At 69.6% G+C, this 14484-nt stretch carries 14 protein-coding genes; 7 read left to right on the forward strand and 7 right to left on the reverse strand.

The features are described from left to right. Window positions 1–44 precede the first annotated feature (44 nt). Window positions 45–920, forward strand: a complete 876-nt coding sequence (locus MKK51_RS10625) for a class I SAM-dependent methyltransferase (protein ID WP_243976954.1) — start codon at window positions 45–47, stop codon at window positions 918–920. 62 nt (window positions 921–982) lie between these two features. Then, on the forward strand, window positions 983–2257 hold the full coding sequence (gene oxlT, locus MKK51_RS10630) for an oxalate/formate MFS antiporter (RefSeq protein ID WP_243976955.1): 1275 nt from the start codon (window positions 983–985) through the stop codon (window positions 2255–2257). Window positions 2258–2347: 90 nt separating this feature from the next. Here the strand turns inward: oxlT and MKK51_RS10635 are convergent, their stop codons facing one another. From MKK51_RS10635 to dusB, 4 genes are read right to left on the reverse strand one after another with little or no spacing between them, the layout of a single operon-like run. After that, complete coding sequence (locus tag MKK51_RS10635) at window positions 2348–2956, reverse strand: DUF6886 family protein (protein WP_243976956.1); 609 nt, start codon at window positions 2954–2956, stop codon at window positions 2348–2350. Continuing rightward, window positions 2953–4416, reverse strand: coding sequence for a nitrogen regulation protein NR(I) (gene ntrC, locus MKK51_RS10640; RefSeq protein WP_243976957.1), 1464 nt, complete (start codon window positions 4414–4416; stop codon window positions 2953–2955). The genes MKK51_RS10635 and ntrC overlap by 4 nt, the downstream gene beginning before the upstream one ends. A gap of 9 nt (window positions 4417–4425) precedes the next feature. Next, complete coding sequence (locus MKK51_RS10645; RefSeq protein WP_243976958.1) at window positions 4426–5565, reverse strand: two-component system sensor histidine kinase NtrB; 1140 nt, start codon at window positions 5563–5565, stop codon at window positions 4426–4428. Beyond that, window positions 5562–6608, reverse strand: a complete 1047-nt coding sequence (dusB, locus tag MKK51_RS10650) for a tRNA dihydrouridine synthase DusB (protein ID WP_243976959.1) — start codon at window positions 6606–6608, stop codon at window positions 5562–5564. The genes MKK51_RS10645 and dusB overlap by 4 nt, the downstream gene beginning before the upstream one ends. Before the next feature lie 134 nt (window positions 6609–6742). On the opposite strand from dusB, the gene MKK51_RS10655 reads away from it, so the two are divergent. The 4 genes from MKK51_RS10655 to MKK51_RS10670 all read left to right on the forward strand — a co-directional run bounded on the left by MKK51_RS10655 (window position 6743) and on the right by MKK51_RS10670 (window position 10952). After that, window positions 6743–8029, forward strand: coding sequence for a bifunctional 2-C-methyl-D-erythritol 4-phosphate cytidylyltransferase/2-C-methyl-D-erythritol 2,4-cyclodiphosphate synthase (locus MKK51_RS10655; RefSeq protein WP_243976960.1), 1287 nt, complete (start codon window positions 6743–6745; stop codon window positions 8027–8029). Then, the gene (locus MKK51_RS10660) at window positions 8026–8535 is read left to right on the forward strand and encodes a CinA family protein (protein WP_243976961.1); all 510 of its coding nucleotides are present in this window, start codon (window positions 8026–8028) and stop codon (window positions 8533–8535) included. The genes MKK51_RS10655 and MKK51_RS10660 overlap by 4 nt, the downstream gene beginning before the upstream one ends. Window positions 8536–8838: 303 nt before the next feature. Beyond that, on the forward strand, window positions 8839–10626 hold the full coding sequence (locus MKK51_RS10665) for an ABC transporter ATP-binding protein (RefSeq protein ID WP_243976962.1): 1788 nt from the start codon (window positions 8839–8841) through the stop codon (window positions 10624–10626). Continuing rightward, window positions 10623–10952, forward strand: a complete 330-nt coding sequence (locus MKK51_RS10670; protein ID WP_243976964.1) for a low molecular weight protein tyrosine phosphatase family protein — start codon at window positions 10623–10625, stop codon at window positions 10950–10952. The genes MKK51_RS10665 and MKK51_RS10670 overlap by 4 nt, the downstream gene beginning before the upstream one ends. Window positions 10953–10993: 41 nt before the next feature. Here MKK51_RS10670 and MKK51_RS10675 read toward each other — a convergent pair whose 3' ends face one another. The 3 genes from MKK51_RS10675 to MKK51_RS10685 all read right to left on the reverse strand — a co-directional run bounded on the left by MKK51_RS10675 (window position 10994) and on the right by MKK51_RS10685 (window position 12819). Further along, window positions 10994–11449: a type II toxin-antitoxin system RatA family toxin gene (locus MKK51_RS10675; protein WP_243976966.1), complete on the reverse strand. Its 456-nt coding sequence runs from the start codon at window positions 11447–11449 to the stop codon at window positions 10994–10996. Window positions 11450–11455: 6 nt separating this feature from the next. Continuing rightward, window positions 11456–12424, reverse strand: a complete 969-nt coding sequence (gene lipA / locus MKK51_RS10680; protein WP_243977011.1) for a lipoyl synthase — start codon at window positions 12422–12424, stop codon at window positions 11456–11458. Window positions 12425–12528: 104 nt separating this feature from the next. Further along, window positions 12529–12819, reverse strand: coding sequence for a GlsB/YeaQ/YmgE family stress response membrane protein (locus tag MKK51_RS10685; RefSeq protein ID WP_018043105.1), 291 nt, complete (start codon window positions 12817–12819; stop codon window positions 12529–12531). Between the two features lie 401 nt (window positions 12820–13220). On the opposite strand from MKK51_RS10685, the gene MKK51_RS10690 reads away from it, so the two are divergent. Beyond that, window positions 13221–14432: an SDR family oxidoreductase gene (locus tag MKK51_RS10690; RefSeq protein WP_243976968.1), complete on the forward strand. Its 1212-nt coding sequence runs from the start codon at window positions 13221–13223 to the stop codon at window positions 14430–14432. Window positions 14433–14484: the final 52 nt, after the last annotated feature.

Here is a 14484-nt window from a genome sequence, read left to right on the forward strand (position 1 = left end):
CCCGTCGCGGTTCGGTGTGGAGAGGCCGAGAGGCCGGAAGGTTCATGATGGCGGATGGCGGGATCACCCAGCGCGAGTACTGGAACGGCGAGGTCGGGGCGCGCTGGGCCCGCAACCAGCGCAGGATCGACGCGGTCTTCGCGCCCCTCACCGCCGCCCTGTTCGAGGCGGCGCGCCTCCGGGTCGACGGCTCGGCGCTGGATATCGGCTGCGGCGCCGGGGATTGCGCCATCGCCGCCGCGCGCCGGCTCGGTCCCGGGGGCCGTGTGGTGGCGGCCGACCTTTCGGCCCCCCTGCTCGACGTCGCGCGCGAGCGGGCCGGGATCGAGGCCCCCGCCCTGGCGCCGATCGCCTTCGTCGAGGCGGACGCCCAGACCCACGATTTCGGCGATGTCGCGTTCGAACAGGCGATCTCCCGCTTCGGGGTGATGTTCTTCGAGGATTCCGGCGCCGCCTTCGCCAATATCCGCAAGGCCCTGGTCCCCGGTGGAGGCTTGACCTTCCTGTGCTGGCGGCGGATCGAGGACAATCCCTGGATCACCGTGCCGAGGACCCTCGTCCTGCCCCTCGTGCCGGAGCCCGAACCCGGCCCGGTCGACGCGCCGGGGCCGTTCCGCTTCGCCGAGGCGGAGACCCTCGGCGCGGTGCTCTCCGGGGCCGGCTTCCTCGACATCACCCTCGAGGCGATCGACCGGCCGCTCACCCTCGCGCGATCCGGCGACGGCACTGCCCGGGATGCGGCGGAGGCCGCCGCGGATTTCGCCACCGAGCTCGGTCCGGTGTCCCGGCTCCTGCGCGATCAGCCCGCTTCGGTCCGTGCGGAGGCCGTCAGGCGGGTGAGCGACGATTTCGCCGAGCGGGCCGTTTCCGGTGCCGTGACCCTGGATGCCGGCTGCTGGCTGGTTTCCGCGCGGCGCTGACGGCAGGCCGGCGCCGGCTGGTATACACTTTGCGTCTCCGTGCCTGCAGCATGGAGTGCATAATGGATACGAACCTTTCCCGGCAGCGCTGGATCCAGCTCGGCCTCGGCCTCGTCGCCATGATGGCGATCTCGAGCCCGCAATACGTCTGGACGCTGTTCACCAAGCCGCTGATCGCGACGACGGGCTCGAGCCTGCCGCAGCTGCAATGGACCTTCACGATCCTGATCGTGCTGCAGACCTTCTTCTCGCCGGTCCAGGGCTACCTGATCGACCGGTTCAGCCCCAAGCTGATGATCGCGCTGGGCGCCATCCTGTCGGGCCTCGGCTGGGTGCTCGCCGCCCGCGTCGACACCCTCTGGGGCGTCTATGCCACCTATGGCCTGTTCTGCGGTCTGGGCACCGGCATCGTCTATGTCGGCATCGTCGGCCTGATGGTGAAGTGGTTTCCCGATCGCCGGGGCTTCGCCGTGGGCGTGGTTGCCGCCGGCTACGGCATGGGCGCGATGCTGAGCACCTTCCCGATCAGCGACATGCTCACCGCCTCGGGCTATCGCCACACGCTGACGGTGTTCGGCATCATCCTCGGCGCCGTCGGCGCATTGGCCGCCCTCGGCCTCAGGGCGCCCCGCGCCGACGAGGTCCTGCCGGCCCCGGCCCGCAACCTCTCGACCTGCGTCCACGACACGGCCCCGAGGGAGATGCTGAAGACGCCGCTGTTCTGGCTGATGTTCGCGATGATGACGATGATGTCCACCGGCGGCCTGATGGTGGTGGCCAACTTCGCCTCCTTCGCCCGCGACTTCGGTGTGGCCGACGCGATCATCTTCGGCTTCGTCGCCCTGCCCTTCGCCCTGACCTTCGACCGCATCACCAACGGCCTCACCCGGCCCTTCTTCGGCTGGGTCTCGGACAAGATCGGCCGCGAGAACACGATGGGCATCGCGTTCGCCGCCGAGGCGGCGGCCATCGCCCTGCTCCTCGTCTTCCGCGAGAATCCTTACGCCTTCGCCCTGCTCTCCGGCGTCGTCTTCTTCGCCTGGGGCGAGATCTTCTCGCTGTTCCCCTCGATCCTCACCGACACGTTCGGCACCAAGCACGCCACGACCAATTACGGCTTCCTCTACATGGCGCAGGGCATCGGCTCGCTCTTCGGCGGACCGATCGCCGCCTGGATCTATCTCGTCCAGGGCTCCTGGCTCCCGGTCTTCGCGATCATCATCACCCTCGACGTGCTGACCGCGATCCTCGCCTACTTCGTCCTCAAGCCCATGCGCCGGACCTGGCTCGGCCTCGGCGACGAGCGCGCCATGACGGCCAAGCCCGCTTTGGCCTGACCCTCCCGAAGCGGTGAAGGCTTCGAAGCGCGGACGGGGAAACCTGTCCGCGTTTGTCGTTGGTAATTCAGGCACCTCCCGAACAGGTCTTCACCCCGCGAAACCACCTGCGATCGGCCTCGGCGGTCCGCCCTCCGGGGTCACCCAGTCCTGTGCGTTCCTGAGGCGGATGCCGCTGGCGTGCAGGGTGGAGGCCCAGATCGGCGCGAGCGGCGTGAGGCGCGGCAGGGGGCGGAGTTCGAGGCCATGCGCCGCCATCGCACCGGGCAGGTCCCGGATCGTGTCGTGGGCGGCGGGGACGACCGGGCTCTTCGAGACCCAGGTGCCGGGCTCGCCCGTGGGTTCGAAGGTCTCGGGCGGCATCCGGTAGCGCTCGATTGCGGCCGCCGCGATCCGCTCCGCCCAGGCCTCCTCCACATAGGCCACGGCGCGGCCGGTGACGTCGCCGAACCACCTGCGCCGGTCCTCCGGCGAGGTCCGTTCGGTGGGCCAGATCACGATGCGGGGGCAGTCGCGCGGAGAGAAGTAGAGCAGGCTGTGGGCTTCATCGATCGCCCAGACCAGGGGGCCGTTCAGCCAGGCCCTCTCCGGCCCGCGATCCACGCCGACGCGGACGGGGCGCGGCGCGAAGACCCGGATCGTCGGGTCCTCGCTGAAGTGGAACAGGTCGGCCGGCTTACCTGAGCGTTCCGGGCTCACCGCGCGTTGCGGAAGACCTGAAGGTCGAGGTCCCGCACCTTCTTGCGCAGGGTGTTGCGGTTGACCCCGAGCAGTTCCGCCGCCCGGATCTGGTTGCCGCGGGTGGCGGCCAAGGCCGCGCCGATGAGCGGGCCTTCGATCTCGCGCAGGATTCGGTGGTAGAGGCCCGGCGGGGGCAGGGTGTCGCGATAGCCGCCGAAATATTCGGCGAGATGCCGTTCCACCGCCGCCGACAGGGTCTCGTTCTCCGCCGCGCCGCCCTTGCGCGGGCCGGAGCCGTTGCCCTGCGGCTGCGCCAGGGGCAGCGTATCAAGCTCGGCCTCGATCACCGGGCCGGTGATCGTCTCCTGCGGGTAGAGGGCCGCCAGGCGCCGGACGAGGTTCTCCAGTTCGCGCACGTTGCCGGGCCAGCGGTAGCGCTTCAGGCGGTCCATGGCCTCGCCGTCGAGCTGTTTGCGGCTCAGCCCCTCCTTCTCCACCAGGATGAAGAAGTGGCGGATCAGGTCGGGCACGTCCTCCGAGCGCTCGCGGAGCGCGGGCAGGCGCAGCGGCACGACGTTGAGCCGGAAGAACAGGTCTTCGCGAAAGATGCCCTGCTGGATCGAGACGCGCAGGTCCTTGTTGGTGGCCGCGATGATCCGGACATTGGTCTTGATCGGCACCCGGCCGCCCACGGTGGTGTATTCGCCCTGCTGCAGCACGCGCAGGAGGCGGGTCTGCGCCTCCATCGGCATGTCGCCGATCTCGTCGAGGAACAGCGTTCCGCCCTCGGCCTGCTCGAACCGGCCGGCCGAGCGCGAGAGCGCGCCGGTGAAGGCGCCCTTCTCATGGCCGAAGAGTTCGGATTCGATGAGGTCGCGCGGGATCGCCGCCATGTTCACCGGTACAAACGGCCCGGAGCGGCGCCGGCCGTAATCGTGCAGCGCGCGGGCCACCAGCTCCTTGCCGGTACCCGACTCGCCGGTGATCATCACCGTGAGGTCGGTGGGCATCAGGCGGGCCAGCGCCCGGTAGATCTCCTGCATGGCCGGCGAGCGGCCCACCAGCGGGATGTCCTCGTTGCCGGGATCGGCACCGGGGGCGGGCGTCCCGCGCGGCCGCGACAGGGCGCGGCCGACGATGGCGATGAGCTCCTTCAGGTCGAAGGGCTTGGGCAGGTATTCGTAGGCGCCGCGCTCTGAGGCGCGGATCGCGGTCATGAACGTGTTCTGCGCGCTCATCACGATGATCGGCAGCTCCGGCCGCACCCGCTTGATGCGCGGCAGCAGGTCGAACACGTTCTCGTCCGGCATCATCACGTCGGTGATGACGAGGTCGCCCTCCCCCTGCGCGACCCAGCGCCAGAGGGTGGCGCAGTTGCCGGTGGAGCGGACCTCGTAGCCGGCCCGCGACAGGGCCTGGTTGAGGACGGTGCGGATGGCGGCGTCGTCGTCCGCGACGATGATGTGGCCGTTGGGCATGACGCGACTCTATTGCTCCGCGGCCGACTCGCGCCCGTCGCGGGCGCTCGACATGGGAAGGAGGAGACGGAAGGTGGTGCGGCGCGGCACCGGATCGCATTCGACGATGCCGCCGTGATCGCCGATGATCTTGGCCGCCAGTGCAAGTCCGAGGCCGGACCCCTGCGCCTTGGTGGTGACGAAGGGGTCGAACAGGTCGGGCAGGAGCTCGGCCGAGACCCCCGGACCGTTGTCCCGCACCGCCACTTCGATGGGCAGGCTCACCCGTTCCCGCGTGCCGGGCACCTGCATCTTCAACCCCGTGCGGAAGGCGGTGGAGAGGGTGATCTCGCCGTCCACCGCATCGGCGCCGATAGCCTCGGCGGCGTTCTTGACGAGGTTGAGGATGACCTGGATCAGCTGGTCGCGATTGCCCAGCACCGGGGGCAGCGACGGGTCGTAGGTCTCGACGAAGCGGATGTGCCGGGCAAAACCAGACTGGGCCGAGCGCTTCACCTGATCGAGGACGCCGTGGACGTTGACCGGACCGCGCTCCACCGGGCGCTCGTCGCCGAACAGCTCCATCCGCTCGACGATGCGGACGATCCGATCGGATTCGTCGCAGATCAGGCGGGTGAGCAGCCGGTCGTCCTCGCTGCCCGATTGCTCGAGGAGCTGCGCCGCCCCGCGGATGCCCGCGAGCGGGTTCTTGATCTCGTGGGCGAGCATGGCGCCGAGCGCGACCATCGAGCGCGCGGCGCCGCGATGGGTGAGCTGGCGGTTCATCTTGTCGGCGATGGTGCGCTCCTGGAGCATCATCACCACGGCATCCTCCTCGTCGCCGAGGGGGGTCGCGAAGACGTCGACGTTGCGCTCCAGGCCGGAGCGCGGCTGGACCAGTTCGACGCCGTATTCGCTGACGCTCGCCTTGCGGCGGCGCACCTCGGCCACGAGGGCGCTGATCGGGGACGAGAACGGGATGATGTCGCGCAGGTGCCGGCGCTTCATCAACCGGGCGGAATGATCGAAGAACGTCTCCGCCGCGTGGTTCACATGGAGGATGCGGTCGTCCGCACCGATGGTGATGACCGGCAGCGGTAGGGCGTTGATCACCGCCTCGCTCGTGGGCGGGGCGATGGACCGCGTGCCGTATTCCTTCTCCACGCTCACGCTGCCTCCTCGGTGACGAATGCTTCGCGCGGGTGCCGCATCGCCCTCGAGAGAAGGTCGGCTGCGATGACCGGATCGGTGGTGGTGAGAAGCCGCGTCCGGTCATCGGGGGCGAGCGCGCCGGATCCGTCGACATAGGCCGCCAGGTGCTTGCGCGCGTGACGCACGCCCATGGCGGGGCCGTAGAGCGCGAGGAGCCCCTGGTAATGCTCCAGGGCGAGGGCGGCCTTCTCCCCGGCGTCGAGGGAACGCGGTGCGAGGCCGGCGAGACCGGCGGCGATCTCGCCCACCAGCCAGGGACGGCCCAGGGCCGCGCGGCCGATCATCAGACCGGCGGCGCCCGATGCGGCGAGGCAGGCCCGCGCACCGGCGAGATCGACGACGTCGCCATTGGCGATCACCGGGATCGAGACCGCGTCCACCACGGCGCGGATGGCGGCCCAATCGGCCTGGCCCTTGTAGAATTGCTGGCGGGTGCGGCCATGCACGGTGACCGCCGCCAGACCGAGTCCCTCGGCGCGCCGGGCGAGATCGGGGGCATTCAGGGTCGCATGGTCCCAACCGAGGCGCATCTTGACGGTGACCGGGATCGCCACCGCCGCCCGGACCGCCGCGAGGATCCGTGTCGCCCCCTCGATGTCCCGCATCAGGGCCGAGCCCGCCTCCCCGCCGGTGACGGTCTTGGCCGGACAGCCCATGTTGATGTCGATGACATCCGCGCCGTTCGCCTCGGCCAGCCGCGCGGCCTCCGCCATCGATTCGGGCACGCAGCCGGCGAGCTGGACCACGTGGGGATCGACCCCGCCGCCCTCGGCGCGCAGGCGCGCCTCCTCCGCCCCCCGGGCGAATTCCGCCGCCGCCACCATTTCCGAGACGACGGCGCTTGCACCCAGGCGCCGCGCGATGCGACGCATGTGCAGATCGGTGACGCCCGACAGGGGGGCGAGCAGGACCGGCACCGGAGCCCTGGCGCCTGCCCTCTCACCCAGCTGCCCTCGGTCATCGTTCGAGCGCAGAACGCTCAAATAATCATCAGCTTTCATTGTGCCCAACAAATAGACAATCGCCGGGGCGACGCAAGCGCCTTGCGCGATTTGATTTCAGGCTATGCCCCGCTTAAACGACACACCACCCCAGCCCTTCACGCGATCTCGAACTGATGCGGGAGCATACGTCCATGTCCGGCACCGCCTGGAACGCCGCGGTGGTCGTCGCAGCCGGCCGCGGGATCCGCATCGGCGGCGACGTTCCCAAGCAATATCGCAGCGTCGGCGGACGCGCGGTCCTGACGCGGACCCTCGCCGCGCTGGCGGCGCATCCCGACCTGACCCTCATTCAGCCCGTGATCGCTGCGGATGCCGCCTCGTTCTACCATGCTTGCGTCGAGGAACTCGACCCCGTTCTGCGGGCCAAGCTCGCGGCTCCCGTCGAGGGCGGCGCCACGCGCCAGCAATCCGTCCGCGCCGGCCTCGAAGCCTTGGTTCTCGAAGCCTTGGACGCGACGTCGGCGGTCGCGGGCGCGCCGGGCCTCGTCCTCGTCCACGACGCGGCCCGCCCGCATGTGGACACGGCCTTGATCGACCGGGCCCTCGTCGCCGGTCGCGACCACGGCGCGGCGGTGCCCGGCATCGCCGTCACCGATACGATCAAGATCGTCGAGGATCTCGGGGCGGGGATCGGCCGGGTGCGCGAGACCCCTGCCCGCGAATCCCTGCGCGCTGTCCAGACCCCCCAGGCCTTCGCCTTCGCGCCCCTCCTCGCCGCCCATCGCGCGGCGGCGGAGGCGGGCCTCCACGGCTTCACCGATGACGGGGCCCTGGCCGAATGGGCCGGTCTCGACGTGGTGGTGTTCGAGGGCGACCCGCGCAACCGCAAGATCACCCAGCCCTCGGACCTGATCGAGGCCGACCGCGGCTTTTCCGGCAGCGATGCCCTGCCCTCCGAACCAGAGACCGATTCCATGACGACCTACGTGACCCGCCTCGGGACCGGCTTCGACGTCCACGCCTTCACCGAGGGCGACCATGTCTGGCTCGGCGGCGTGAAGATCCCCGCCGATCGCGGCGTGCTGGCCCATTCCGACGGGGACGTGGCGCTGCACGCCCTCACCGACGCCCTCCTCGGGGCGATCGCGGATGGCGATATCGGCACGCATTTCCCGCCCAGCGACGAGCAATGGCGCGGTGCCTCGTCCGACCGGTTCCTGGCCCATGCGGTGAAGCTCGTCCGCGACCGGGGCGGCCGGATCGACCATCTCGACATCACCGTCCTGGCCGAAGCCCCGCGCATCGGCGCCCACCGCGAGGCCATCCGCGCCCGCATCGCCGAGATCTGCGGCGTGCCGCTGAGCTCGGTCTCGATCAAGGCGACGACCACCGAGAAGCTCGGCTTCGTCGGCCGGGCCGAAGGCCTCGCGGCCCAGGCGGCGGCGACGATCCGCCTGCCGGAAGACGACGCGGCGTGATCGACGACCCGGCGCTCCTCGCCCGCGCCGAGGCGCTGGTGGCGGCCTATGCCGCCGCCGGCCTCCGTGCCGCCTGCGCCGAATCCTGCACCGGGGGCCTCGTCGCCGGGCTGCTCACGTCCGTGCCCGGCTCCTCGGCGGTGCTGGAGCGCGGCTTCGTCACCTATTCCAACGACGCCAAATCCGAGATGCTCGGCGTGCCCGCCGATCTCATCGCGACCCATGGGGCGGTGAGCAAATCCGTGGCCCGCGCCATGGCGGAGGGGACCCTTGCCCATTCGCACGCGGATGTGGCGGTCTCGATCACCGGCATCGCCGGTCCGGGCGGCGGCAGCGCGGCGAAGCCCGTGGGCCTGGTGCATTTCGGCCTCGCCCGCCGGGGCGCCGCGACCCGGCATATCGAGCGCCGCTACGGCGATCCCGGCCGCACCGAGATCCGCCGGCTCGCCGTGGCAGAGGCCCTGGAGCTGTTCGGCAGGGCCGTGGAGCCGGTCGGGTCGGACTGAGCGTCCTCCGACCCGATCGTCTGCTTCGATCGTCGGAACGGAGCGTTTGCGAATCACCTCCTGCTCTGCTACCTGCACTCTCCGGTTGTTCTCGAACCTGTGGGGAGGCTGCATGATCACTGCATTTATCGTCTCCCCGGCTGGCCGCCCGTAGGCCGCTCAGCCTGAGACCGCGATGGGCCCGAGGGCGCCACGCGGTCGTTTCGATCGTCTTCCCGAAGAATTCAGACCGCCGTCGCCGGCCCCTGGCCCTGCGTGCCGGTCCCCGGATCCGACGCCGATCCCGCGTCGCATGAGGCAGCCATGACTCCCGTCCGTCCCCGGCGCGCTCAAGCCTATCGCGACGTGCTGGCCTTCGTCCTCCGCCATTGGCGCGCCCGGCTCGGCCTCGTGTCGGGCCTCGTCGCCGCCATCACCGCCGCCACCCTCGCCGACGTCTTCCTGCCGCTCTATGCCGGCCGGCTCGTGGATGCCCTGTCGAACGCCGACCGGGCGGCCGCCCTCCATGCGGCGCTGTCCGCCTTCGCCGCGATGGTGGCGCTCGGCCTCGTCACCCTGGGCCTGCGCCACGTCGCCTGGGCTCTCGTGGTTCCCCTGACCCTCGGCACCATGGCGGACGTGGCGCGGTCGGGCTTCCACCGGGTCCAGCGCCTGTCCACCGATTGGCACGCCAACAGCTTCTCGGGCTCGACCGTGCGCAAGATCTCGCGCGGGATGTGGGCGCTCGACGGACTCAACGACACGCTGCTCCTGTCGCTGCTGCCCTCCCTCGTGGTGCTCCTCGGTACGATGGTCCTGCTCGGCCTGCATTGGCCCGCCATGGGCGCGGTGATCGGGCTCGGGACGCTGCTCTATGTCGGCACCACGGTGGTGCTCGCCACACGGGTGATCGCACCGGCGGCGCAGCTCTCCAATGGCTGGGATACGAAGCTCGGCGGCACCCTCAGCGATGCCATCGGCAACAACGCCGTGGTCAAGGCCTTCGGCGCGGAGGCCCGCGAGGACGCCCGCCTGTCCCGCATCCTCGACAAATGGGCCAGGCGCACGCGCCGGACCTGGATGCGGGTGACCTGGAGCGGCACCGGCCAGCTCGGGCTGCTGCTCGGCCTGCGCAGTGCCATCGTCGGGGTCGCCCTGTGGCTGTGGTGGACGAAGGCCGCGACGCCGGGCGACGTCGCCTACGTGCTCACCACCTACTTCGTGGTGCACGGCTATCTCCGCGACATCGGCGGGCACATCAATCACCTGCAACGGGCGGTGAACGAGATGGAGGAGCTCGTGGCCCTCGAATCCGAACCCGTCGGCGTGGCCGATCGCCCGGATGCCACGGCGCTTTGCGTCGCCGGCGGGGCGCTGCGTTTCGAGGACGTGACCTTCCACTATGCCGGCCACGAGACGCCGCTCTACCGGGATCTCTGCGTGAGCATCCCGGCGGGCCAGCGGGTCGGTCTCGTCGGCCGCTCGGGTTCGGGCAAGACCACCTTCGTCAAGCTCGTCCAGCGGCTCTACGACGTGACGGGCGGGCGCGTGCTCATCGACGGCACCGATGTGGCCGGCGTGCGCCAGGACTCCCTGCGCCGCTCCCTCGCCATCGTCCCGCAGGAGCCGGTGCTGTTCCACCGGTCGCTCGCCGAGAACATTGCCTATGCGCGGCCCGAGGCGACGATGGCGGAGATCGAGCGCGCGGCGCGTCTCGCCAACGCGCACGACTTCATCGCGCGGCTGCCGAAGGGCTACGCCACCCTGGTGGGCGAGCGCGGGGTGAAGCTGTCCGGCGGCGAACGCCAGCGGGTGGCGTTGGCCCGCGCCTTCCTGGCCGATGCGCCGATCCTGATCCTCGACGAGGCCACGTCGAGCCTCGATTCGGAATCGGAGGCGCTGATCCAGGAGGCGATGGAGCGGCTGATGCGGGGCCGCACCGCCATCGTCATCGCGCACCGCCTCTCCACCGTGCGCGCCCTGGACCGCATACTCGTCTTCGACCGGGGCCGCATCGTCGAGGACGGCAGCCATGCCGCCCTCATGCGCCGTCCCGCCGGCCGGTATCGGGGGCTGTTCGAGACGCAGATGCCGATGGCGGAGAGCGCATGAGGCGAAACCTGCTGTTCGTCTGCGGCCGGAACCGCCTGCGCAGCCCGACCGCCGAACAGGTCTTCTCCGGCCGGAGCGAGTGCGAGGTCGCCTCGGCCGGGATCGACCACGATGCCGACGAGCCGGTGACGGCCGAATGGCTGGAATGGGCCGACATCGTCTTCGTGATGGAGCGTCGCCACCGCACCAAGCTCCGGCACCGCTACGGGGCCGCGTTGAAGCACGCCCGGGTGATCTGCCTCGATATTCCGGACGATTACGGGTTCATGGACCCGGATCTGGTCCGCCTCCTGGACAAGAGGGTGACGCCGCATCTCAGGGGATGATGCGAGCGCGACCGCCAGCTCCCCCGACCCCGTGCGCCGCCTCACGCCACCCCGTAGACCCGGTCCGCCCTGCCCTCGAACGCGTCGGTGAACTTGCGGAAGGCGCGGTCGAACATCGTGCCCATCAGCAGGCCGAGGGTGCGGCTCTTGAACTCGTAGGTGATGAAGAAGTCGACGTCGCAGCCGCCGGAAGACCTGTCCTTGAAACCCCAGCGGTTCTCGAGGTGCCGGAACGGTCCGTCGATGTATTCGGCGACGATCCTCCGGTTCTTGGGGTCGAGGGTCACGCGGGTGGTGAAGCGCTCGCGGATCGCCTTGTAGCCCACCCCCATCTCGGCCACGAGGATCTCGGTGCCGTCCGGGCCGGGCTGGCGGCGCAGGACGCGCAGGGATTCGCAGAGCGGCAGGAATTCGGGATAGCGTTCCACGTCGGCCACGAGGTCGTACATCTGCTGCGGCGAGTGGCGCACCGCACGGTTGATCCGGAAGGAAGGCATCGGCCCTCAGGCGTTGGCAGGCGCGAGGCGAGCGAGCCGGGCGGCCTTCAATCGGGAAAAATCCTCGCCCGCATGGTGCGAGGAGCGGGTCAGGGGCGTCGCCGAGACGAGGAGGAAACCCTTGGAATAGGCGGTGGTTTCAAGGGTCTTGAACTCGTCGGGCGGGACGAAGCGCTTCACCTCGTGGTGCTTCTTCGTCGGCTGCAGGTACTGGCCGATGGTGAGGAAGTCCACATCCGCCGAGCGCAGGTCGTCCATGAGCTGGACGATCTCGTTCCGCTCCTCGCCGAGGCCGACCATGATGCCGGACTTGGTGAAGATGGTGGGGTCGAGCTCCTTCACCCGCTGCAGCAGGCGCACCGAATGGAAGTAGCGCGCGCCGGGGCGCACGGTGAGGTAGTTGCCCGGCACCGTCTCCATGTTGTGGTTGAACACGTCGGGGCGCGCCTCCACCACCAGTTCCAGCGCGCCGTCCTTGCGCAGGAAATCGGGGGTGAGCACCTCGATCGTCGTGGCGGGGCTGCGCTCGCGGATGGCCCGGATGGTGCGGAAGAAATGCATGGCCCCGCCATCGGCGAGGTCGTCCCGGTCCACCGAGGTGATGACCACGTGGTGCAGGCCGAGCTTGGCCACGGAATCGGCGATCTTGGCCGGCTCGTCCCCGTCGAGGGCGTTGGGCATGCCGGTGCGCACGTTGCAGAAGGCGCAGGCCCGCGTGCAGGTGTCGCCCATGATCATGAAGGTGGCGTGCTTCTTCTCCCAGCACTCGCCGATATTCGGGCAGCCCGCCTCCTCGCAGACGGTGACGAGGCCGTGCTCCTTCACGATGGCGCGGGTGGCGTTCCAGCCCGGCGAACCCGGTGCCTTCACCCGGATCCAGTCGGGCTTGCGCTGGATCGGATTGTCGGGGCGATGCGCCTTTTCCGGATGCCGGGGGCGCTGGTCGTTTCGCAGGAGGTCGAGGACGACGGCCATGGCATACCGGGCAAGCTGCGCCGGCAACGGGCCGGCGCTCGGATCGAAACGTAATGACTCGGCTCCCGCATCGCAAACGATCGGGAAACGATCCGCCGAACCTGTCAGTAGCTCATGCCGCGCCCGCGGATCGCCCTGTAGATGGTGATGATGATCACCGCCCCCGCCGTGGCCGAGAGCAGGTTGCGCCAGAAGCCGTAGACCGGGATGTGGAGCTTGGCGGCCAGGTAGTTGCCGAGAAGGCCGCCGAGGATGCCCATCGCGATGTTGGCGAAGAGGCCCATGTTCGCCGAGGTGAACTGTTCCGCGAGCCAGCCCGCCAGGGCGCCGATGACGATCGCCATGAACAATCCCACGCCCGGCTGCCCAAGCGCGCCGTAGACTTCTCCATTCATACCCGTCGCTCCTTCGCAGGGATCGGGGCGTGCCGGTCGCCCCGCTACGGATCCTACCTGTGATGCTCTCGCCCGCGACGCAAGTCGCTGCGGCACGGGGCAGGACGGGAGCTCCCGTGCCGGATGGCCCATGGCACTGCGGAACGCCGATCCTCCGGCGGGTTCGGCGCGGATCGAGGGGCATGAAACATGTCCGTGCCGCCCCTGGTCACCGATGGATAGAAACGGGCTGCTCGAAGTTAATTATTAATATTAACTATATCATCAATGATGTCGTCATATACCCGTAAGATTCTACGTATGGATTTCCATCGACTTGTCAGTATGTCGTTAACGATCTCTTAACTATCTCCAGGTTGCCGCAACGTCGTTCGGGATGTGCGGGCTTTGGAGCGAGTGCCGTGAGTCGAATTCTTTTGACAGGGGCGACGGGGCTCATCGGTGGTGCCGTCCTGCACCATGCCCTGATGGCCAAGACGGATGCGGAATGGGTCTGCCTGGTGCGGGCCTCGGACGAGGAGGCCGGGCGTCAGCGCATCGCGGCGCGTCTCGGCCGTTTCACCAGCGCCCTGAACGCCCAGCGCCTGGCGCAGCGCGTGGACATCGTGGCGGGGGATTTCACCAAGGCCGACCAGATCGCCGATCCGCGACTCGATTCGGTGACGCAGATCCTGCATCTGGCCGCCGATACGTCGTGGTGGGCGCAGGAGAAGGTCCACCGGACCAACCATGACGGCACCCTGGCCCTCGCCCGCCGCGCGGCGCGGATGGCGCGGCTCGACCGGTTCCTGCATGTGAGCACGGCGATGATCTGCGGCGGCAGGCCCCCCGCCATGGTGGACGAGACCCGCTACCCCGACCCGGACGCCACGCATCTCGTGCCCTACAGCGCCTCGAAAGCCGCAGCCGAGTCGTCGCTGGCCGCCCGTTTCGCCGACCTGCCCCTGGTCGTGGCGCGCCCCTCCATCGTCCTCGGCCATTCGACGCTGGGCGCCCGGCCGGGATCGAGCATCCTCTGGGTGATCCGCGCCTGCGACCGGCTGCGGCTCGTCGCCGGCGACCGCGACGGGACCGTGGACATCGTCCCCATCGACTGGGTGGCCGACACCCTGGTGGAGATGCTGGCAAGATCCGACCTCGCCCACCGGACCTATCACCTCTCCGCCGGAACCGGCAGCCGCACCCGCTGGAGCGACCTCGGCCGCACCCTCGACCGCGTCGACCCGGCCGACGGCCCGCGCCATTACGACGAGTTTTCCGCCCGCGACCGGGCGACCCTGCACAGGCGCTTCACCGAGGTCTTCGGCATGGACGAGGCCATCAAGGTGGCGATGTTCCGGGCGCTGCAGGCCTATTACCGGTTCTGCGAACTCGACGTGACCTTCGACAATGCGCGCCTCCTGGCGGAAGGTTTTCCCCCTCCCCCCGCGCTCACGCAGTACATCGGCCGCTGCATCGAGACCTCCGGCGAGATCATCGACCAGTTCCGCGAGGATTTCGCCGGATTTGCCGGGGCGCCCGTGCGGGGCGAACCGACCGCGCGTCCGAGGCCGTCCCAGCCCGATGGCGCCACGAACCGGGTTGTGGCGAGACGCGGATCCGCCCCAGGCTGATCCGTCCGTCGCCGGAGCCAAATCTCACCTCGGCCATTGACCCGAGCGAAGG

Source organism: Methylobacterium sp. E-045 (assembly GCF_022829685.1).
GTDB lineage: Bacteria > Pseudomonadota > Alphaproteobacteria > Rhizobiales > Beijerinckiaceae > Methylobacterium.